The organism is Streptomyces sp. NPDC048211, assembly GCF_043202315.1.
Lineage (GTDB): Bacteria > Actinomycetota > Actinomycetes > Streptomycetales > Streptomycetaceae > Streptomyces.
Genome location: NZ_JBIDAD010000009.1, coordinates 152,567 through 173,220, shown reverse-complemented (window position 1 = coordinate 173,220; position 20,654 = coordinate 152,567). Strand labels below are relative to the sequence as shown.

General features: G+C 70.6%; 18 protein-coding genes and 1 pseudogene. 6 read left to right on the top strand and 13 right to left on the bottom strand.

What is annotated here, in order from left to right; genetic code table 11:
• Window positions 1–82: 82 nt before the first annotated feature.
• Window positions 83–1,852 carry a cation:proton antiporter gene (locus ACGFZA_RS29465; RefSeq protein ID WP_385276429.1) on the bottom strand — a complete coding sequence of 590 codons (1,770 nt, stop codon included), beginning with the start codon at window positions 1,850–1,852 and terminating at the stop codon, window positions 83–85.
• A 216-nt stretch (window positions 1,853–2,068) separates the two neighbouring features.
• A complete protein-coding gene (locus ACGFZA_RS29460) occupies window positions 2,069–2,758 on the bottom strand; it encodes a hypothetical protein (RefSeq protein WP_385276432.1) in 690 nt (229 codons plus the stop codon).
• 67 nt (window positions 2,759–2,825) lie between these two features.
• Between ACGFZA_RS29460 and ACGFZA_RS29455 the strand changes: the two genes are divergently transcribed.
• Complete coding sequence (locus tag ACGFZA_RS29455) at window positions 2,826–3,050, top strand: DUF6011 domain-containing protein (protein WP_385276435.1); 225 nt, start codon at window positions 2,826–2,828, stop codon at window positions 3,048–3,050.
• 4 nt (window positions 3,051–3,054) lie between these two features.
• Here ACGFZA_RS29455 and ACGFZA_RS29450 read toward each other — a convergent pair whose 3' ends face one another.
• Entirely contained in the window at window positions 3,055–3,936 is an 882-nt protein-coding gene (locus ACGFZA_RS29450) for an acyl-CoA thioesterase (RefSeq protein WP_393683060.1), read from the bottom strand.
• 46 nt (window positions 3,937–3,982) lie between these two features.
• Complete coding sequence (locus ACGFZA_RS29445) at window positions 3,983–6,496, bottom strand: DEAD/DEAH box helicase (RefSeq protein WP_385276441.1); 2,514 nt, start codon at window positions 6,494–6,496, stop codon at window positions 3,983–3,985.
• 169 nt (window positions 6,497–6,665) lie between these two features.
• Here ACGFZA_RS29445 and ACGFZA_RS29440 point away from each other — a divergent pair, with 169 nt between their 5' ends.
• Complete coding sequence (locus ACGFZA_RS29440; RefSeq protein WP_385276444.1) at window positions 6,666–7,457, top strand: metal-dependent hydrolase; 792 nt, start codon at window positions 6,666–6,668, stop codon at window positions 7,455–7,457.
• 52 nt (window positions 7,458–7,509) lie between these two features.
• On the opposite strand, the gene ACGFZA_RS29435 is transcribed toward ACGFZA_RS29440, so the two are convergent.
• The 6 genes from ACGFZA_RS29435 to ACGFZA_RS29410 are packed head-to-tail and all read right to left on the bottom strand — an operon-like array spanning window position 7,510 to window position 14,265.
• A complete protein-coding gene (locus ACGFZA_RS29435; protein ID WP_393683058.1) occupies window positions 7,510–9,237 on the bottom strand; it encodes a CocE/NonD family hydrolase in 1,728 nt (575 codons plus the stop codon).
• Between the two features lie 13 nt (window positions 9,238–9,250).
• Window positions 9,251–10,192: an MBL fold metallo-hydrolase gene (locus ACGFZA_RS29430; protein WP_393683056.1), complete on the bottom strand. Its 942-nt coding sequence runs from the start codon at window positions 10,190–10,192 to the stop codon at window positions 9,251–9,253.
• Between the two features lie 42 nt (window positions 10,193–10,234).
• Window positions 10,235–11,155: an alpha/beta hydrolase gene (locus ACGFZA_RS29425; RefSeq protein WP_393683054.1), complete on the bottom strand. Its 921-nt coding sequence runs from the start codon at window positions 11,153–11,155 to the stop codon at window positions 10,235–10,237.
• A gap of 4 nt (window positions 11,156–11,159) precedes the next feature.
• Window positions 11,160–12,275, bottom strand: a complete 1,116-nt coding sequence (locus ACGFZA_RS29420) for an FAD-dependent monooxygenase (RefSeq protein WP_393683052.1) — start codon at window positions 12,273–12,275, stop codon at window positions 11,160–11,162.
• Between the two features lie 11 nt (window positions 12,276–12,286).
• Window positions 12,287–13,240 (bottom strand): phosphotriesterase, encoded by a 954-nt coding sequence (locus ACGFZA_RS29415; RefSeq protein WP_393683050.1) that lies wholly within the window; start codon window positions 13,238–13,240, stop codon window positions 12,287–12,289.
• A 50-nt stretch (window positions 13,241–13,290) separates the two neighbouring features.
• On the bottom strand, window positions 13,291–14,265 hold the full coding sequence (locus ACGFZA_RS29410) for a phosphotriesterase (RefSeq protein WP_393683048.1): 975 nt from the start codon (window positions 14,263–14,265) through the stop codon (window positions 13,291–13,293).
• 222 nt (window positions 14,266–14,487) lie between these two features.
• On the opposite strand from ACGFZA_RS29410, the gene ACGFZA_RS29405 reads away from it, so the two are divergent.
• The 4 genes from ACGFZA_RS29405 to ACGFZA_RS29390 are packed head-to-tail and all read left to right on the top strand — an operon-like array spanning window position 14,488 to window position 17,924.
• Window positions 14,488–15,660, top strand: a complete 1,173-nt coding sequence (locus tag ACGFZA_RS29405; protein ID WP_393683046.1) for a cytochrome P450 — start codon at window positions 14,488–14,490, stop codon at window positions 15,658–15,660.
• Entirely contained in the window at window positions 15,657–15,845 is a 189-nt protein-coding gene (locus ACGFZA_RS29400; protein WP_393683044.1) for a ferredoxin, read from the top strand. The genes ACGFZA_RS29405 and ACGFZA_RS29400 overlap by 4 nt, the downstream gene beginning before the upstream one ends.
• The gene (locus ACGFZA_RS29395; protein WP_393683042.1) at window positions 15,842–16,987 is read left to right on the top strand and encodes an NAD(P)/FAD-dependent oxidoreductase; all 1,146 of its coding nucleotides are present in this window, start codon (window positions 15,842–15,844) and stop codon (window positions 16,985–16,987) included. The genes ACGFZA_RS29400 and ACGFZA_RS29395 overlap by 4 nt, the downstream gene beginning before the upstream one ends.
• A gap of 10 nt (window positions 16,988–16,997) precedes the next feature.
• Complete coding sequence (locus ACGFZA_RS29390) at window positions 16,998–17,924, top strand: LysR family transcriptional regulator (RefSeq protein ID WP_385276474.1); 927 nt, start codon at window positions 16,998–17,000, stop codon at window positions 17,922–17,924.
• 212 nt (window positions 17,925–18,136) lie between these two features.
• On the opposite strand, the gene ACGFZA_RS29385 is transcribed toward ACGFZA_RS29390, so the two are convergent.
• The 3 genes and pseudogenes from ACGFZA_RS29385 to ACGFZA_RS29375 form a co-directional block, all read right to left on the bottom strand.
• Entirely contained in the window at window positions 18,137–18,745 is a 609-nt protein-coding gene (locus ACGFZA_RS29385) for a TetR/AcrR family transcriptional regulator (protein ID WP_385276477.1), read from the bottom strand.
• A gap of 312 nt (window positions 18,746–19,057) precedes the next feature.
• A pseudogene (locus ACGFZA_RS29380) lies at window positions 19,058–19,186 on the bottom strand (CoA-transferase); the annotation flags it as partial.
• The gene (locus ACGFZA_RS29375; RefSeq protein WP_393683039.1) at window positions 19,183–20,571 is read right to left on the bottom strand and encodes an FAD-dependent oxidoreductase; all 1,389 of its coding nucleotides are present in this window, start codon (window positions 20,569–20,571) and stop codon (window positions 19,183–19,185) included. The pseudogene ACGFZA_RS29380 and the gene ACGFZA_RS29375, both read right to left, overlap by 4 nt.
• Between the last annotated feature and the right edge of the window lie 83 nt (window positions 20,572–20,654).

The window sequence follows — 20,654 nt, the reverse complement described above, 5'->3', positions numbered from 1 at the left end:
CGGTCAGCGGTGGAGCGGTCCCCGGCCCGGGAAGGGCGACGGGCGGACCGCTGCCCGCCCGGGGCCGGCCGACGCCCGGACTTCAGACCGTGAGGGCGCCTGCGGGCGGGCTCAGCAGGACCACGGTGTCACCGGGCTCCGGGGCCGGGGTGAGCGCGTCCGTGACCGGGGTGAGCCGGCCGTCCGGGCGCACCACGAAGAGCAGTCGGTGACCGGCCGGCACCGGGCCGTCGGAGGCCCGCGTCACCACCCGCGCCCCGGCCTCGTACCGGCGGGCCAGTTCGCGCCCGGTGAGCCCGTCACCGAACAGGGATTCGCCACCGGTGTACGGAGCCACCACCCCGTGGCGGGAGGAAGGCGGCCCGAGACGGTGGACGGGGCCTTCGACGCTCTCCCGGAGCGTCGTGGACGCGAGTGCGTTGAAATCGTCCTCGTCGGTGAGCAGCAGTACCCCTGTGATCCCTTCGAGCTCCGCACCGGCACCGGTGGCCGACGCGAGGAGTTCGCCCGGCGCCAGCTTCAGCCCGGCCTGCTCGATCCGTGCCCGCTCACCGTCGGCGCCCGCCCACATCAGGACGTCCAGACCGGCTGAACGCAGGGCGCACGCGAGGTCCACCGCCCACGGGGCACCGCCGACCAGCAGCGGCCTGGAGCGAGCCGGACGCAGCACGTCCAGCCGCCTGGCCACCGGGAACGCCGTCAGGCCGTACAACGTGACCGTGGCGACGATCACCACGAACGTCGCCGGGAGGATGCGCTGGGCACCCGCGACGTGGTCGTCGACCAGTTCGGCCGAGAAGGTGGAGGCCGTCGCCGCCGCGACGATGCCGCGCGGTGCCATCCAGCCGATGAACCACCGTTCCCCGCGCGGCACATCGGTACGGAACGTCGCGAGATGAGCCACCAGGGGTCTGGTCACCAGCACGAGCAGTGCGACCAGCGCGAGCGACGGCAGCACCACGTGCCGCAGCGACGCCGGAGTGACCGTGGCCGAGATGGAGATGAACAGCAGCCCGATGATCAGCGAGACCAGGGTGTCGAAGAAGGGCCGCCGCGCAGGGAGGTCCACGCCCGGCAGATTGGCCATGGCCATCCCCATCACGACGGCGGAGATCAGCCCCGTGTCGTCCCGCAGCGCGTCGCAGCCGGCCGCCACGCCGATCACGGCGGCGAACTGCACCGAGGTGGCCAGCTCCTCGCTCAGCCGCACCTGACGGAGCAGCAGCCACAGCACGCCGGCCCCGACCGCGCCACCCGCCACGCCCACCGCCGTGCTGGCCGAGAAACCGGCCAGCTCACTGCCGAACCCCGGACGGTCGCCCGCGACGACCCCGTGGAAGACGAGCGCCCCCAGGATGCCGCCGACCGGGTCGATCAGCGATCCCTCCCAGATGAGGACGCGCTGCAGCCGCTCGGTGGGCCGGACGAAGTTGAGCAGCGGCCCGACGACGGTCGGTCCGGACACGACCAGGATCGCCGCGAGCATCACCGCCGCCCGCATCGACATGTCCAGGACCGGTACGGCGAACAGCGCGGCGGACACCACGGTCAGCAGCGTCCCCAGCCAGAGCAGCCGGACCACGACCCGGCGCGTGTGGCCCCTGAGCCTCTTCAGCTCCAGCCCCAGACCGGCGTCGTACAGGATCACCGCCACCGCCAGGGACACCAGCGGAGAGAAGGAAGTGCCCAGCAGCCGCTCGGGATCGACGTTGTCCGTGATCGCCCCCGCGGTGAAGCCGACCGGCAGCAGGACGAGCAGCGCCGGGATGCGCAGCCGGCTCGCCAGCAGCTGTGATCCGACCGCGAGCACCACGATCAGCCCGATGCCCACCAGTGCCTGATCCGCCGTCATTGCCACCTCCTGTGGCGCGAGCGCCGGGGCAGCGGTCGCGACCCGCGGAGCACCGCGTGCGACCACCATCCGTGGCAGCGCACGGCCACGACGCGAGGGCTCGCTCCGGGCGGGCCTCCCGGCCCGCCGGTATCCGCCGTATGGGCTAACGGGGCCCGCCGCGGCCCGGTCGTGCGCCGCTGAGGGGTGAGCGACGTCAGGCTACGCACACACGGATCACTTCCCGTCGTCCCAGGGAGTGCCCATCCAGCTGTCGAAGCTCCTGATCAGTGCCGACAGGGCGGCCGCCAGCCGCAGGTCCGCCCACTGCGCCCGCACCTGGACCTCGTCCTCGTCGGACCGGAACTCCAACGGGACCTCGCGGCCCGCCCGCCAGATGACGCGCCGCGGTCCGCGCGCCACATCACCGCCGCCGCTCAGCAGACTGCCCACGCCGATGGCCACCTGGACGGGGAACAGCAGCCACCACACGTACCACCAGAAGATCCGGCCCTTGAACCCGACCGCCTCCGGGCAGCCGGTCTGGGAGACCGTCCACCGCGTCCGCAGGCCCTTGCCCGACAGGGCCTTCTCCCGCACGAGCGTGCCGATGAGTTCGCCCTGACCGCCCCACACCTGATACGTCGAAACGCCGTCGCCCGCCGAGGTGGTGACGAGCGTGGCCAGCCGGGAGCGCCTCTCCGGGCCGTCCCACAGGACGAAGGAACGTGCGCCCGTCCTCCGCGCCGCGAGGTACGCCGGTATCCCGCCCTGCGGCAGTTCCCGCTCCAGATACGCGACCACGTGGAACGGGCCCTGGGACGTGTCGGTGACGACGTGACGGAATCCTTGGGCCACGCCCGGCAGGACCACGTCCCCGGCTTTCCCGCTCCGGGGCAGGGCCATCACTTTCAGGGCGCTGAGCACGTGCGACTCCTCCGTTGTGCGCGGTCGGGACGTCGAAGCGTAGACGGGCACCTGAGAGGATCGACGCGTGGAGTCCCCGGAACCCGCCCCCGACGCCGAACCGCTGCCAGGAACCGCCGCGGCCACCGGCCGCCGCCTCGTGCGCTGTCGCATGTGCGGACGCCCGCTCACCGGCACGGCCTCACGCCGCACCGGTCTCGGCCCGTCCTGCGACGCCAAACTGCATCCGGCGCCGCCCGACATCCGCACCCGACGTCACGAGGTCGAACAGGACCCGCTGCCAGGCGTCTGAGCCGTCAGGACAACGGCCCGCCCAGCCGCCGGAACAGTCCCTCCTGCACCACCGACACCAGCAGATTGCCCTCGCGGTCGTAGATACGGCCACGCGCCAGCCCCCGCCCACCGGTCGCCACCGGCGACTCCTGGTCGTACAGGAACCACTCGTCGGCCCGGAACGGACGGTGGAACCACATCGCGTGGTCCAGCGACGCCATGTCGAAGCCGCGCGGCCCCCACAGCGGCTCCACCGGGATGCGCACCGCGTCCAGCAGCGTCATGTCGCTCGCGTACGTCAGCGCACAGGTGTGCACCAGCGGATCATCACCGAGCGGGCCGACCGCGCGCATCCACACCGCGCTGCGCGGGTCCGCGTCCTTGATCTCCTCCTGCGTCCAGCGCAGCCGGTCGACGTAGCGGATGTCGAACGGCTGGCGCCGCGCCATCCGCTCCAGCGCCTCCGGCAGACCGCCCAGGTGCTCGCGCACCTCTTCGGCGACCGTCGGCAGCTCTTCCGGATCGGGCACCACCCGGGCGGGCGGCAGCTGGTGCTCGAAGCCGGCCTCCTCCGGGCGGTGGAAGGACGCCGTCAGATTGAAGATCGTCCGGCCCTGCTGGACGGCCGTCACCCGGCGGGTGGTGAAGGACCGGCCGTCCCTGACCCGCTCGACCTCGTAGACGATCGGGACCCCGGGACGGCCCGGCCGCAGGAAATAGGCGTGCAGCGAATGCACCGGCCGGTCCCCGTCGGTGGTGCGGCCCGCCGCCACCAGCGCCTGCCCGGCCACCTGCCCGCCGAAGACCCGCTGAAGGGACTCCTCGGGACTGCGGCCGCGGAAGATGTTGACCTCGATCCGCTCCAGGTCGAGCAGGTCGACCAGGCGCTCGGCGGGGTTCGTCATGCGGTTCTTCTCCACTCTCGCAGCGGCGCCACCGGTACGGACGCGCTCACAACTGGCCCACGGAGGTGACCCGGACGACCGCCCGGCCCTCCTCGTCGGACGCGGCCAGGTCGACCTCGGCACTGATGCCCCAGTCATGGTCACCGTTCGGGTCGGCAAAGGTCTGCCGGACCCGCCACAGCCCGTGCTCCGCGTCCTCGTCGATCTTCAGCAGCTTCGGCCCGCGGGCGTCCGGGCCGGTGCCCAGCTCCTCGTACTCGTCCCAGTACGCGTCCATCGCCTCGCCCCACGCGTCCTCGTCCCAGCCCGCGTCGCCGTCCAGCTCGCCGAGGTCACGGACCCGGTCCAGCGCGGCCAGCTCGACCCGGCGGAACATCGCGTTGCGCACCAGCACCCGGAAGGCGCGGGCGTTGGCCGTGACCGGCTTGACCTCGTCGGCCCGCTCCTGTGCCTGCTCGGCGGTCTCCACCTCGGGATTGGCGAGCTGCTCCCACTCGTCGAGAAGACTGGAGTCGACCTGACGGACCATCTCGCCGAGCCAGGCGATGAGGTCCTCCAGGTCCTCGGACTTGATGTCGTCCGGGATGGTGTGCTCCAGCGCCTTGTACGCGCTCGCGAGATAGCGCAGCACGATGCCCTCGGTGCGCGCCAGCTCGTAGTTCGACGTGAACTCGGTGAACGTCATGGCGCGTTCGTACATGTCGCGGATCACCGACTTCGGCGACACCGGGTGGTCACCCACCCACGGATGGCTCTGGCGGTAGACGTCGTACGCGTGCCACAGCAGCTCGCTCAGCGGCTTCGGGTACGTGACCTCCTGGAGGAGCTCCATCCGCTCCTCGTACTCGATGCCGTCGGCCTTCATCTGCCCGACCGCCTCACCGCGCGCCTTGTTCTGCTGCGCGGCGAGGATCTGACGCGGATCGTCGAGCGTGGACTCCACCACCGAGACCATGTCCAGCGCGTACGACGGCGAGTCGGCGTCCAGCAGCTCGAACGCGGCGAGCGCGAACGTGGACAGGGGCTGGTTCAGTGCGAAGTCCTGCTGCAGATCGACGGTGAGCCGCACGATGCGGCCCTCCGCGTCGGGCTTGTCCAGCTGCTCCACCACGCCGCCGTCCAGCAGCGAGCGGTAGATCGCGATCGCCCGGCGGATGTGGCGCAGCTGCGCCCTGCGCGGTTCGTGGTTGTCCTCCAGCAGGTGCCGCATCGCCTCGAAGGCGTTGCCGGGACGTGCGATGACGGACAGCAGCATGGTGTGCGTGACCCGGAAACGGGAGGTCAGCGGCTCCGGATCGGACTGGATCAGCTTGTCGAACGTGGTCTCCGACCAGGCGACGAAGCCCTCGGGGGCCTTCTTGCGGACGACCTTGCGCTTCTTCTTCGGGTCGTCGCCGGCCTTCTTGACCGCCTTCTCGTTCTCGACGACGTGCTCGGGGGCCTGCGCGACGACGAACCCCGCCGTGTCGAAGCCCGCCCGGCCGGCCCGGCCCGCGATCTGGTGGAACTCACGCGCGCGCAGCGTCCGCACCCGGGTGCCGTCGTACTTGGTGAGGGCGGTGAACAGCACCGTGCGAATGGGGACGTTGACACCGACGCCGAGCGTGTCCGTACCGCAGATCACCTTCAGGAGGCCCGCCTGCGCGAGCTTCTCGACCAGACGGCGGTACTTCGGGAGCATGCCCGCATGGTGCACGCCGATGCCGTGCCGCACGTAACGGGAGAGGTTCTGACCGAACTTGGTGGTGAAGCGGAAATTGCCGATGAGATCGGCGATCTTCTCCTTCTCCTCCTTGGTGCACATGTTGATGCTCATCAGCGACTGCGCCCGCTCGACGGCCGCGGCCTGGGTGAAGTGCACGATGTAGACGGGCGACTGCCGGGTGTCCAGGAGCTCGGTGATCGTCTCGGTGATCGGCGTCAGCCGGTACTCGTAACTGAGCGGGACCGGACGGGTCGCCGAGCGCACCACGGAGGTGGGGCGGCCGGTACGGCGGGTGAGGTCCTCCTCGAACATCCGGACGTCACCGAGCGTGGCCGACATCAGGACGAACTGGGCCTGCGGCAGCTCCAGGATCGGGATCTGCCACGCCCAGCCGCGGTCCTGCTCCGCATAGAAGTGGAACTCGTCCATGACGACCTGGCCGATGTCCGCGTACTTCCCGTCACGCAGCGCGATGGACGCCAGCACCTCGGCCGTGCAGCAGATCACGGGGGCGTCGGCGTTGACCGAGGCGTCGCCCGTGAGCATGCCGACGTTCTCCGTACCGAACAGCTTGCACAGGTCGAAGAACTTCTCCGAGACCAGGGCCTTGATCGGAGCGGTGTAGAAGGTGACCTTGTCCTGGGCCAGGGCGGTGAAGTGCGCACCCGCCGCGACCAGGCTCTTCCCGGAGCCGGTGGGGGTGGAAAGGATCACGTTGGCCCCGGAGACCACCTCGATCAGCGCCTCCTCCTGAGCGGGATAGAGGGTGATCCCCTGCGTCTCGGTCCATGACGAGAAGGCCTCGAAGAGGGCGTCGGGGTCGTCGGTCGGGGGCAGCTGATCGATAAGGGTCACACCCCCATCTTGCCTGTCTTCCACCCCGATGAGGGAACCGGACGACGGCTCGAAGATCACGGACGATACGCTGCCCTCTCAACTCGGCCGCACCGCACCGACGGTGGCCGGAACCCGCGCACAGGCAATGCCTGTCGCACTCACGACACCTACGGGGGCGGAAACAGCCATGATGGGACCGGCACACTCTCTGTCAGGGGCAGCGGCCTGGCTGGGGGTGGGCGCGGCCGCGGCTGCCGCGGGCCACACCATGCCGTGGCCCGTGCTCGTCGTCGGCGCTCTGATCACCGCGGGCGCGGCGCTCGCCCCGGACCTCGACCACAAGTCGGCGACCATCTCGCGTGCCTTCGGACCGGTCTCCCGCGGACTCTGCGAGATCGTCGACAAGCTCTCGCACGCCGTCTACAAGGCCACGAAGCTGCGGGGCGACTCGAACCGCAGCGGCGGCCACCGGACACTCACCCACACCTGGCTGTGGGCGGTCCTGATAGGAGCGGGGGCCTCCGCCGCGGCGATCACCGGCGGCCGGTGGGCGGTGCTGGCGATCCTCTTCGTCCACCTGGTGCTCGCCGTCGAGGGTCTGCTCTGGCGGGCCGCCCGGGTGTCCAGCGACGTCCTGGTGTGGCTGCTCGGCGCGACCAGCGCGTGGATTCTCGCCGGCGTCCTGGACAAGCCGGGCAACGGCTCGGACTGGCTCTTCAGCGCCCCCGGCCAGGAATACCTCTGGCTCGGTCTGCCCATCGTGCTCGGCGCCCTCGTCCATGACATCGGCGACGCGCTGACCGTCTCGGGCTGCCCGATCCTGTGGCCGATCCCGGTCGGCCGCAAGCGCTGGTACCCGATCGGCCCGCCGAAGGCCATGCGGTTCAGGGCCGGCAGCTGGGTGGAGCTGAAGGTGCTGATGCCGGTGTTCATGGTGCTCGGGGGAGTGGGCGGGGCCGCCGCCATGAACTTCATCTGACGCACCGCGGCCCTGAACCCCGGCAGGGTTCAGGGCCTGTCGGCCGTACGCCCTACCGGGCAGCGGCCTTCGTGAACGGCAGCACGAGCCGGGAGGGGTGCGCCGCGTCACGGTAGATCTTGTGCGTGACGGGCCGGCCCACCGGCAGGTGGAAGGCGTCCGGCGGCAGCAGGGCGTTGTGCGCGTCGGCGAGCGGCTCGTCGTTGGAGAGCTCCACGACCAGCCTGTGCCCGGGCAGGAACGTCGCCGCGAACGGGTAGACCCGCAGGACGTACTCCTCGATCCGCCCCGGTTCGACCGGCACCGCGCGGGTGTGCGGGTGGTAGGGGTCGCCCTCCGCGGTCCGTTCCACGTCGAGCTCGCGGTGCGACGCCTTCAGATAGGCGGTCGTGATGAGCTGACGCCGGCCGCCCGGGGCCTCGTCCCACATGCGCAGGATGAAGTTGGTGTCCGGCTGGTCGATCTCCGCGAAGATGTGCGCCGCGCCCTGGCCGATCATCTCGGTGGGCTCGGTGAACGGCTCGGTGCTCCAGTCGAGGATCTCGACCTTGTCGGTGACCGTCAGCGGCGCCTGGTAGAAGCCGTCGGGCGCGGCGTGCTCGGTGCCCATGAGCTCCGGCTCGAAGGACAGTTTCCGGCGCGGACGCAGGTAGAGCGACTCGTACGCCACGTCCTTCGGCGGCCACTGCGAGCCGGTGACGGTCTCGCGCGAACCCTCGACGTGGACGGTGACGGCCGGCTCGTCCATGATCCCGTTGTCGATGCCCTTGAGCCAGTACTCGTACCAGCGGAACATCTTGTCGTGCTCCTCGACGAAGGGGCGCGACTGCATCGGCGGATAGGGGCCGATGTCGAGCTTCTTCGGGCCCTTCAGCGCGTGGTAGGTCTCGATGGTTCCGTCCATCGTCCAGCCGCGGCCCTGGTCGATCTGGAGCCAGACCGGGATGTCGATGCGGGGCGCGAGGGTGAGGGGGTTGCGTTCCTCGTACCACTCGCCGTCGACCTCGTTCATGACGATGTCGAACCAGGCCTCGTGGTTCTTCGGGTAGTTCAGCACGTGGAAGAGGTTCGGCCAGGCGGCCACGTCCGGGTCCTGGAGCCGCCGGGCGACGCGCTCCCTGATCTCCTCGGGCGAGAACGCCTCCAGCATGCGGGACTTGACGCCGTCGGTGAAGGCCCAGCCGGAGTCGCCGCCGCGGCCCTCGCGGGCGGCGCGCGGCATGAACCACATGACGCCGCCGTGGTAGGTGGTCTCGTAGAAGTCGTAGTGACCGCCGCTGACGAAGATCGCCTTGAGGCTCGGCGGCCGTTCGGCCGCGGCCAGCACCTGCATCGAGCCGAAGTAGGAGATGCCGATCATGCCGACGTTCCCGTCGCACCACGGCTGTGCCGCCACCCACTCGATGAAGTCGTGGGCGTCCTGGCCGAGCGGGATCCCACCGGCGTTGTAGTTGCCGATGTGCTCGCCCCCGGAGGCCCCGGAACCGCGCAGGTCACCGATGACGTGGACGTAGTCCTCCTGGACGACCCGCGCGATGTCACCGGCCTCGATGCAGCCGTCCCACATCGGGCTGGGGCGCCGCTGGGGCGGTGTGGTCAGCGCGAGTGCCTGGAGTTCCTTGCCGTACGGGCTGAGCGCCACGAGCGCCGGCCGCGGCTTTTCGTCGACGCCGCTGTAGGTGTCGGCGGCGAGCACGACACCGTCGCGCATCGGCACTCGGAGATCCTTGCGGACGGCGATCTTCTGCCCGCCCGCCCGGATCGTCTGGAAGTCGGTCATGAGTGCTCCTGTGCTACGAGTTCTGGTGGTGCTGCGTGCGGTAGCCGTGCATCGAGGTGAAGAACGGCGACGGTTCGAGCGCGGGGTCGGCGGTGTAGCCGAGCTCCTCGGCGGCGGCAGCGAAGGGGGAGTACCGCGACTCCGTCTCCCGCAGCCCGTCCCGGAGGCAGCCGCAGGCTGCGGCGCCGACCCGGCTCTCGGCGTCGAGGCTCTGGGTGAGGGCCTCCTGAGCCTGCGCGGCGTCGAGTTCGACGCCGTACGGGGTGCCGTCGGCGCGGCGGTAGGGGTGCCCGAGATACAGGTGCTGTGGGCGGAGCTCGTCCCGGACGTACTCCAGGCCGGCGCGGTAGGCGGCCGGGTGCGTGTATCCGGGGAAGCCGTTGGCGGCGCCGTGGACCTGCACGGCGTCGCCGGCGAACACCGAGCGCTGTCCGTCCAGGGAGTAGGCGACCGACCCGGGGGTATGGCCCGGTATCGCGTGCACCGAGACGGTGACCTCGCCGCCGAGCGAGAGGGTCTCCCCGCCGTTGACGAGCAGGGAGGGCTCCATCTCGCCGGAGATGACGGCCTGCGTGGCCGCCGCGACCTTCGCCTCACCCCCGGAGTCACCCAGGTACCGGCCCCGGCCCGCGCGGTACTCCTCCACATGGGCCCTGCGTGAGCGGAGCATCGGGGCGTCGGCCTCGTGGATGACCACTTTCGCGCGCCGGCCGGTGAGCTCCCACAGGGCGTGTGCCCCGCCGATGTGGTCGATGTGACCGTGGGTCAGGAGGATCCAGCGCACGTCCTCGATGCGCCGGCCGATCGCCTCCAGTGCGGGGGCCATGCCCTCGGCGGGAGAGGTGGCGATCCCCGTGTCGACCACGGCGGGCTCGGGTGCGTCGATGAAGAAGCTGTAGAGGCCGAACCGGCCCCACGGCGAGAACAGGGGATGGACGTTGACTGCGTGCGACATGGTCTTCTCTTTCCGGACTCGTACGTGGGGCGGAGCGGCCGGTCAGTGCCGGCCGAGGAAGGCGCGCGTCTCGTCGAACACCCGGTGGTACTCCGGGATCCAGGAGAAGTGCTGGACGAACCCGTGGCCCGCGCCCTCGTACCGGCTCACCGTCGCGTCCCCACCCGCCTCACGCAGCCGCCGGCCGTAGAGCTCGCCCTCGTCGCGCAGCGGGTCGTGCTCCGCGGTGATGACGAGCGCCGGCGGCAGCCCACTGAGGTCCGTCCGCTTGAGCGGCGAAACGCGCGGGTCCGCGGGGTCGGCGCCACTGTCGAGATAGAAGGCGTTGAAGGGCTTCAGCCCGGCCGTCTCCATGCCGTAGCCCACGGCGTTCTCACGCAGGGAGGGGTATCGGTCGACGTCGAAGTCCAGGTCGAGCGACGGGTAGTAGAGGATCTGGTGGGTGATTCCGTGGAAGCCGTCGTCGTGGGCCCTGGCCGCGACCGCGGCGACGAAGGTGGCGCCGGAGCTGTCGCCTGCGACGGCGAGGGTCGTGCCGTCCCGGAGGCTCTCGCCCTCCTCCGCGGCCCAGCGCACGACGGCGTAGCAGTCGTCGAGACCGGCGGGAAAGGCCGCCTCCGGCGCCAGCCGGTAGCCCACGGATATGACCTTGAGCCCGGTCTCCTTCGCCAGCGAGCGTGCGATGTGGTCGTGCGTGTCCAGGCTGCCGAGGAAGAACGCGCCGCCGTGGAAGTAGACGAGTACGCCGTGGCTGTCGCCCTCGGTGGGGGTGTAGATGCGTACCGGAACCTCGCCGGACGCGGTGCGTGCCGTCACGTCCTCGACGGCGTGGAGCGGCAGGCGCTCGTCGAGGGGCGGGACGTGTGCCTCGTCCTCTGCGCGCATGGCGACCGGGTCGAGCGGGCCCGGGGCGTGGGCCGGAAGGCCGGCGAGGAACGCGGCGATCTCGGGATGCAGCGTCACGGCGTCAGCCCTTCGCGCCGGCGGAGGCGGGCTTCTGCCCGGGGAAGACCTCGTCGATCTCGTCCTCGCTCCAGCCCTGGCGCGAGACCGCCTGCAGCGTGTCGGTCACCGGTTTGCGAGTGGCCTGGAACAGGGCCAGTGCCTCCTTCACGGAGTCCGCCTCCCGCAGGGCGTCGGCGAGCGCACCGGCGTCCTCGACGGCGGAGTTCGCGCCCTGGCCCTGGTGATGCAGCATCGAGTGCGCGGCGTCGCCCATCAGGACGACGGAGTCCGAGTGCCACGTGTCGATCGAGTCGATGTCGTAGACGGCGCGGATGTTCACGGTGTCCATGTCGAGGTCGCGTGTGATGTTCACGAGGCGCTCGTCGAAGCCCTCCACCGTCGCCAGGAGGTCTTCCTTGGTGACCTCGGGGACCCAGGTGCCGTCCGGACACAGGGCGGTGATGTCGAACGACACCTGGTTGCGGTGGCGCAGGGGCAGCAGATAGATCTTCGTGCCCCGGCCGATGTACATCCGGAGGTTGTCGTCGACGACCATCCCGTAGGCGTCGTCGGCGGAGATGACGGCGCGGTAGGCGTGCTCGCCGGAGAAGACCGGCTCCTTGTCGCTGAACAGCTCCCGGCGGACGACCGACTTGATGCCGTCGGCGCCGATGACCAGGTCCGCCCCGACGCTCACACCGTTGGCGAAGGTGAGGACGGCGCCCTCGCCCTCGTCCCGGACACGCTCCAGCTTGTGGCCGAGGTGCACCATGCCCTCGGGGAGCACGCTCAGGAGAGCGTCGATGAAGTCACCGCGGTGGATGAGGTGGGTGTGGGTCTGCTCGCCGGCGACCGGCCACTCCTCTTTCATGATCGGATCGCCGGTGGGGGTGAGGATCTCGAAGATCTCGCTCGGCGAGCTCACCCTCGCGATCGCGTCGAAGATCCCCCACTCCCGGAACCGGTTCATCGTGGAGGGCCGCAGACCGATGCCCGCGCCCGCCTCGCGGATCTGGTTCGCCTGCTCGTAGACGTTGACGTCCGCGCCGAGCAGGCTCAGGGCCTTGGCCGCCGACGCACCACCGTATCCGGCTCCGACGATGGCGATCTTGAGGTTCTTGAGGTCTGAGAGCTGCATGGTGGTTCTCTCTACTTCTGAAGGGTGAGGAAGCCGGCCGGGTTGTCCACGAAGATCGTCCTGATCGCGGCCTCGTCGAGACCCGCGGCGCGGAGGTCCGGGATGAGGTCCTCGAAGATGTAGTTGACGCTGTGGCCCTTCACGCCCGGCCAGCCCAGCGGGGAGCAGTTGGCGTCGGCGGAGGCGAGGACCTGCGTCAGCCGACCGGCGCCGATGAACCGGAGGAAGTGGTCGAGGCGTTCCTTGCGTGGGCGTGCCCAGAACGGAGGGTCCGGCAGCTCGGTCTCGTAACCGAAGGTGTCGAAGCCGATTCGGCCGCCCTGCTCGGCGATCCAGACATCGCGCGTCTTGTCGGCGTTCACGCCGTCGTCGACGTGCCCGAACAGGACGCGGTCCAGCGGGAGCCCCTCCTCGGCGAAGATCGCGACGGCGTTCTCGGCGTCGATCGCGAGATGGGTCAGGATCGGTACGCCGGTGGCGAGCGAGGCACGGGCCGCGGCGCGGTAGATGCGCTTGTCCAGGTCCGTCATGCGGCCGCCGCGGCTCACTCCGACCTTGATGACACCGGCGCGGCTGCCGGTGTTCCCGATGCCGACGGTGATCTCGTGGACGAACTGCCGCTCCAGGTAGTCCACTTCGGCCCGGGCGAAGTGCGGCAGGGCGGTGTCGCCGCCGACGAAGCCGGTGCAGGCGATGATGTGGACGCCGGTCTTCGCCGACAGCGACCTGTAGTAGTCGACGTCACGGCCGTTGCAGATCCCGGTCGCGTCGACGAAGGTCCCGCCGCCGTTCTCATGGAACGTGCGCAGTTTCGGGACGGTCTCCTCGTACCGCTGCTCGGGGGTCTTCCACCACGTCGTGTCCAGCTCGGAGCCGGGCATGCCGTAGCCAATGTGCTCATGGACGGCCACGAGGCCCAGTTCCTCGGCCGGGATCGTCCCGAGGACGGTGTTCACTCTCGACACAGCACTCACCTTTGAACGAAGAGACTTGATGGTCGTGCGCGTCGGCGCGCTCAGCGCACCGACAGCAGGTCGCGCGGGTTGTCCACGAGAATCCGCTGTGTGTCCTCGTCGCTGAGACCTGCTGTCTTCAGGAGCGGGACGAAAGTGGTCAGGATGTGGCTGTACGGCAGGTCGTTGCCGGCGTGGCCCTTCGCCACCCCGGTCGCGTTGCCCGACAGCAGGACCCGGTTTCCGTGGCCGCCCCGCACGAGGCCGGCGACCAGTGCGGCCCGCTCGGCGTCGCCGATGTGGTCATCGTCCTCGACACCGACGTGGTCGAGTGCGACGTAGGCTCCGCGGCGGGCGACCTCCTGGGGAGCGCCGGCGGCGACGGCGTCCGTGCGGTCGAGACCGGCGACGACGACGCGGTCGGCCGGCAAGTCCTCGTCCAGGGCGACGCCGAGGTCGTGGAGGGCGTCGCCGCCGTAGCGGACGGAGAGCGCGACGCCGGTGTGCCGGGCGGTCCGGGCCGCGCCGCGCAGCAGGCTCTCGTCGGTCGCGGTCATGCCCCCGGGGGTCGCTGCGGTGGCGATCAGGCCGGCGGCGCCGCGTCGCTCCACGCGCGGGACGACCATGCCTTCGGTGACCTCCCCGGTGAAGAGGTCCGCGAACTTCTCGGCCGGCCAGGGCGTCGGCGGGTTGGTCTGCGGCGTGAGGAAGTAGCCGCCGAGCAGCGCCTGCGGCCCCTGTCCCGTCGACGCGACGATGTGCACGCCGGTCGTGCGGGAGAGGGCTTCGTACAGCCGGACGTCCCGGCCGTGGAACATCCCGGTGCTGTCGACGATCGTGCCGCCGCCGTGGGTCCGGAAGTCCGTCAGCTTCGCGGCGAGGATCTCGAAGACCTCCGCGCGGTCGATGGTGATGTCGAAGGCGTACTCCGCGCCCGGAACCACCGACAGCAGGGCCTCATGGACCGAGATGACGCCCAGATCCTCGGTCGGCACCGGTCCCAGGACGGTGTTCACGGTGTTGGTCTTGACGCTCATGCCTGCCCTCACATGTACGGGTGGGTGCGTTGCACCTGGTGGCTGCCGTCACCGTAGCCATTCACTTTACATTGCGTCAATGAAACAGACATGCAGAAAAAATATTCATCCGAGCGTGCGACGAGCGTGCCGGGGGAGGGTGGGTGAACATCAATCAGCTGCATGTCTCCGCATGTCAATCATTCATTTGCTGGATGTGTGGGCAGCCACTTCACTGGACGCATGACCACCCCACGCACCTCCGATATCGACCTCTTCGCGGACGAGGTCGTGCTCGACCCCTATCCCGTCTACGCCGAGCTGCGGGAACAGGGCCCAGTCGTCCATCTGCCGAAGAACGACGTCCACGTGCTGACGCGGTACGAAGCCATCCGCGGCGCGCTCGCCGACTGGGAGTCGTTCTCCTCGGACTCCATCGGGTTCAACCCGATGGTCAACGAGGCCCTCGGCGGCACCTCGCTCGCCTCCGATCCGCCGGCGCACACCCAGCTGCGGGCCGCACTCACCGAGAACCTCTCACCACGCGCGCTGCGCGGACTGAAGGGACGCATCGAGGCCAAGGCCGACGCTCTGGTCGCCGGACTCGTCGGACAGGGCAGCTTCGAGGCGATCGACGCCCTGGCCCGCGCCTTCCCCCTGGAGGTCGTCGCCGACCTGATCGGCTTCACCGGCCGGGCACGCGACAACATGCTGCGCTGGGGCCAGGCCGCCATGCAGGTCATCGGTCCGATGAACCGGCGCACGGCGGAGAGCTTCCCGATCGCCGGTGAGCTCTACGACTGGTGCTCCCGCGTCCGCGCGACCGATCTGGCCGAGGGGTCCGTGGGACGCGGCATCTTCGACGCCGAGGCGCGCGGGGCCATCGCACCGGGCACGGCGGGCCCGATCATCCACCAGTACCTCGGTGCGGGCATCGACACCACGGTGGCCGCCATCGGCAACATCGTCGCCCTCATCGGCCCGCACCCCGACCGGCTCGAACAGATCCGCAGGGACCCGTCACTGGTCCCGGCGGTCTTCAACGAGGTGCTCCGCTTCTGGGCCCCGGTGCACGCCTGGGGCCGCCGCGCCACCCGGGACGTGGAGATCGAGGGGACCGTGATCCCCGCAGGTGCCCAGGTCGCCGTCCTGTTCGGCGCCGGCAACCGTGACCCCCGGCACTTCGATGACCCGGACACCTTCCTGGTCGGGCGCAATCCCGTCGACCACCTCTCCTTCGGTTACGGCCCGCACGGCTGCGCGGGCCAGGGGCTCGCCCGGCTGGAGGCCCACGCGGTGATCGAGGCACTGTCCCGGCGCGTGCGGCGCCTTGTGGTCGGACCCGAGGTCCGGGTTCCCGGCAACATCACCCGGAGCATCGAGGAGCTTCCCGTCCTGGAGGTGGTTCCCGCATGAGGATCGTTCTCGACCGCCCCCGCTGCGAGGGCCACGGCCTGTGCGAGGAAGCCGCACCGCAGCTCATGCACCTCGACGACGACGGCGAGCTCGTCCTCGATCACGAGGAGATCGGCAGTGCCGACGCCGGCCCGGCGAACGCCGCCGTCCGTGTGTGCCCGGTCGCCGCGCTGAGGATCGCATGAGCGGCGCGACGATGCGGCGCGTCGTGGTCGTCGGCAACGGGATCGCCGGGCTGACCGCGGCCGACACGCTCCGTGAGACCGGCTTCGACGGCGAGCTGACGATCGTCGGCGACGAACCGCACCCGGCGTACAGCCGCCCGGCGCTCTCCAAGTCGGTCCTGCTCGACGGCGCCGACATGACATCGCACGAACTCCCCCCGGCCGGACACGGGGCGGCGGAACTCCTGGGCGTACGCGCCACCGGGCTGGACCTCGACCGCCGGCTCGTCGCGCTCGACGACGGCAACGCGCTGCCGTACGACCGCGTCGTCCTCGCCACCGGCTCCCGGGCGCGACGGCTGTCCGGACTGCCCGGCGAGCTCACCCTGCGGGGTCTCGACGACGCCCGCCGTCTGCGCGGCAGGCTGGCGTCCAGGCCCTCGGTCGTCGTGGTCGGCGGGGGGCCGCTCGGGATGGAGATCGCCTCCGGGTGCCTGGCCGCCGGCTGCCGGGTCACCCTCGTCTCACAGGGAACGCCGCTCACGGCCCGGCTCGGCCCGTACCTCGCCCGCGTCCTCGTCACGGCCGCACGGGAACGGGGGCTCACCCTCGTGGAGACGGGGCCGGTACGGGTCGAGGGGGCGGGGGAGAGCGCCCGGGCCGTACTCGACGACGGCACGGTCCACGAAGCGGACCTGCTCGTGTCCGCCGTCGGCGACATCCCCCACACGCAATGGCTCGCGGACACGGTGCCTGTCGCCGCGAGCGGTGCGATCCCGGTCGACGTACGCGGGCTGGTCCGCCCCGATGTCGCCGCCGTCGGCGACCTCGCGGCCTTCCCCGCCCCCGACGGACCGCGCCGCCTCCCGCTGTGGAGCAGCGCGATCGAGCAGGCGAAGACCGCCGCCAGGGCACTCGTCCACGGTCAGGACGCGCCCCCGCTCCGGCTCCAGCCGTACTTCTGGACCGAGCAGTTCGGCCTGCGCCTCACCGCGGTGGGCCTCCTTCCGCCGGAGGGGGAACCCGCGTACGCCGACGGAGGACCCGGTGGCGAGCCGGCGCTGATGCGCTGGTCCCGCGCCGACGGCACCGGGGCGGCCGTGGCGCTCAACTACCGGATCCCGGTCCCCCGGCTGCGTCGCCTGACCCGGGCGGACTCGTAAGGTCTCCTCCATGAATGACGGCGAAGAGGGCACCACGGGTTCGGGTCTGGACCGGCTGGCCTCGGTCAACCTCAACCTGCTGGTGCCCCTCCTCGCGCTCCTGGAGGAGGGATCGGTGACCCGGGCCGCGGAGCGGGTGGGGCTTTCGCAGCCGGCGATGAGCCACGCCCTCACGCGCATGCGGCGGCTGCTGGGTGACGATCTCGTCGTCCGGCAGGGAACCGGCGTCACGCTCACTCCGCGCGCGCTGGAGCTGATCGCTCCGCTGCGCAGCGCCCTGGAGCAGACGGCACGCATCGTGGAATTCCCGTGCTTCGACCCGGTGACGGACCGGCGCGTCATCACGGTCGCCATGACGAACAGCACAGCCTTCGTCGTCGGACCCCACCTGACCCGGCTCGTCGCGGAGCGCGCCCCGCACGCCACCTTGCGCGTCCGCACGATCACGGTGCCGACCGAGGCGACCTTCACCGACAAGGGCGTCGACGTGGTGCTGCTCTCCGAGGGCCACTTCTCGCCGTACCCGCGCGAGCGGCTGTACAACGACCGCTGCGTGGTGGTGGCCTCACCGGACACACCGCCCGGGGCGAGCGCGATCGAACTTCTGACCACGCAGCGGCACATCGTCGTCGACACCGAACGGCGGGTCTTTCCCTACGCGTTGCTGGAGGAGAACGGGATCACCTACCGGGTCGGCCAGCTGATCTCCGACTTCCTGCTGGTCCCTTTCCTGGTTGCCCGTACGGGCGGCGGCGTGGCGCTCCTGCGCCACCAGGTGGCCACCGCCATGCGGGCACTCACCGACCTGCGGATCGAGGAGTTCCCGTTCCCGCTGCCGGGGCTCGGCATCGACATCGTCTGGAACCCGCGCCTGACCGATCAGCACTTCACCGCATGGCTGCGGGCGCTGCTGTTCGACGCCGCGGCGGATCTGTGACCGGAAAGGGGAGGCTGGGCAACGCCGCCGTGCACATGAGTGCGGCGGCGTGGTTGCCGTCCCATGCTGCAGCCCGTACGTGACCGCAAGGGGTGGGCTGCCGCGACGCGTACGTGGCCGCGAGGGGGTCGTCGTGCCACGCCGCCGCGCGTACGTGACCGCGACGGAAGCTGTCCTGGAAGGCCGCCGCGCGGGCCTGACCGCGACGGCGCTCAGTGCAACAGGCGCACCCAGCTGGTCCCGAGCTCGTCGAGCATCTGGTCGCGCGTGAGCTTCCACTCGGCGCGGTGCCAGTTCTGGGCGACGAAGTCGAGCTCGGCCATCGCCAGGACACCCCGGAAATGGCGCTGATACGGTTCCAGTCGCCCGGCCGCCGTCAGGCCGTCCTCGATGTCGCCGATGGCCTCCTCCATCCACCGCTCGACCAGGTCGGTGAGCTCCGGATCGACCACCGCGGCGTCCCGGCCGATCCGGATGAGGGGCCAGATCGCCGGCCAGCTGTCGGAGGTGCGGCGCAGCCAGTCCGTGATCGCCTCCGGCGAGCCGTCGGCGACCGTGGCCACGAGGCCCTGCGCCGTGGACCCGTGCTCGGGAGAACCGACGCGCTGCAACACCTCGTTGAGCTGCTCGTCGATCAGGGCCTGCATCAGCTCGCTGCGGGAGGAGAAGTACGCGTAGAAGGTCGCCCGCGTCGTACCCGCCGCGGTCGCGATGTCGTCGACGGTGGTGGCGGCGTACCCCTTCGTCCTGAACTGCTCGATTCCCGACTCCAGCAGCAGGCGACGGGTCATCTGCTTCTGTGCCTCACGAAGGTTCGCCATGACCGGATCCTAACGTGCCGCGGCTCGTCGATCGCACGAAGCGGTTGGGCACCACACAGCCCGCACCGAGTCCTGACGCGTTGTATACCGACCGGCTGCGCATCGTCGGACCGGGTCGACGGCGAGCCGTTCCCGCAGCTCCTCGGTCCTGATCCCGTCGTCTCGAGGACCGTGACCCCGTCGGGGCCGGGCGCGAAGACGCCGTGCTCGGTGCAGACCCGGATGACGCAGCCGCTGCCGGTGGGCGGGGAGGTGCGGTCGGGCACGGGCCTTGGAGGCGCCGTCCCGGGTGAGCAGTCAGCTCGCCGGCGCCTGGCGGATCAGGGCGTCGATGAGATCGAACGGCATGCCCGCCAGACCGAATCCGCCCACCAGGACCGTCGAACCGTGCCCGGCACCCGCGACGGCCTCGTCGGCCGTCGCGGCAATGGTCGTGATCATGCCCGGGCCACCTCGTGAGCGGCGTCGTCCCCGAGCCGGGCCGAGGACAGCGGGATCGGGGTGAACATCGCGGGTTCCTCGTCCGGGTCCAATGCGGTGGGGCCGTACACCCAGTCGGTGAACCCGTAGTCGTGGTCGTCCCGGCCGCGCATGATCGCGTTGCGCCGCAGCCGCTGCTCGCCGTCCAGGTGCCACAGCTCCCCCCAGGCGCGGGCGGTGGTCTGCACCCGGCGGCAGTGTTCGACGCGGACCGCTTCGTAGGAGGTGAGGACGGCGTCCCAGTCCGGAACTCCCGCGCTCCCGCCCGGTGCGGTGTTCACCTCCGCGTCCGCGTTCCGGTCCGTTCCGGTGTTCACGGCCGCTCCCGCGTGCGCATCCGCCCCCGCGTTCGCGGCGGTGTGGCGGGCGACGTGCCGGGCGAGGACCCAGCCGTCCTCGATCGCCATGATCGCGCCCTGGGCCATGTACTGGAGGGGCGGGTGGGCGGCATCGCCGAGCAGGGCGATCCGGCCGTGCACCCACGTCTCGACCGGGTCCCGGTCGAGCATCTGCCACCACCGGTCGCGCCACATCAGGGGGATGCCCTTGCGTACGGCGTCGCAGGTGGCGGCGAAGGCCGCGTCCAACTCATCCGGAGTGCCCCAGTCGTCCTTGCCGGCCAGAGCCTTCGGGGACTCGAACACGGCGACCTGGTTGAACATGTCGCCGCCCCGCAGGGCGTACTGCACGAAGTGGCAGCGCGGACCGACGTACACGGTGACGTCCTTCTCGGCGACGCCATTGTCACGCACCTCGTCGATCGGGACAGCCGCGCGGTAGGCGACGTAGTCGGAACTGACCACCTCGTCGCCGACCAGTGTGCGCCGGGCCACCGAGTGCAGCCCGTCGGCGGCGATCACGACGGGAGCCTCCTCGGTGCCGCCGTCCGCCAGGTGGATCCGGGCGCCGCCGTCGGTGTGCTCGTAATCGGTCACCGTCCGGTCGGTCAGAAGTTCCACACCGGCCCGGCGGCAGGCGCGCAGGAAGATGCCGTGCAGATCGCTGCGGTGGATCACCATGTACGGGAAGCCGTAGCGCCGCTCCACGTCCCGCAGGTCGAGCCGGGTCAGCTCACGGGAGTCGAGGGCGTCACGCATCACCATGTTCTCCGGGAGCACGCCCAGCTCCTTGGCCTCGTCGAGCAGACCGTACTCGTCGAGGATGCGGGTGCAGTTGGGCGCGATCTGAAGGCCCGCGCCGACCTCGCCGAACTCCGGGGCCCGTTCGAGGACGCGTACGCGCAGCCCCTGCCGGGCGAGGGCGAACGCCGAGCTGAGGCCGCCGATGCCGCCTCCGACGATGATCACGTCAGGGTTTTCGCCGGTGGGAGGGTTCGCAGGATTCATCGTCTCTTCCTCGAATCGCGGGGATCGTCGCGTGGCAGAAGTGCTGGGGGTCGGTCGGGGTATCCGGTCGCCGTACGCCCGTG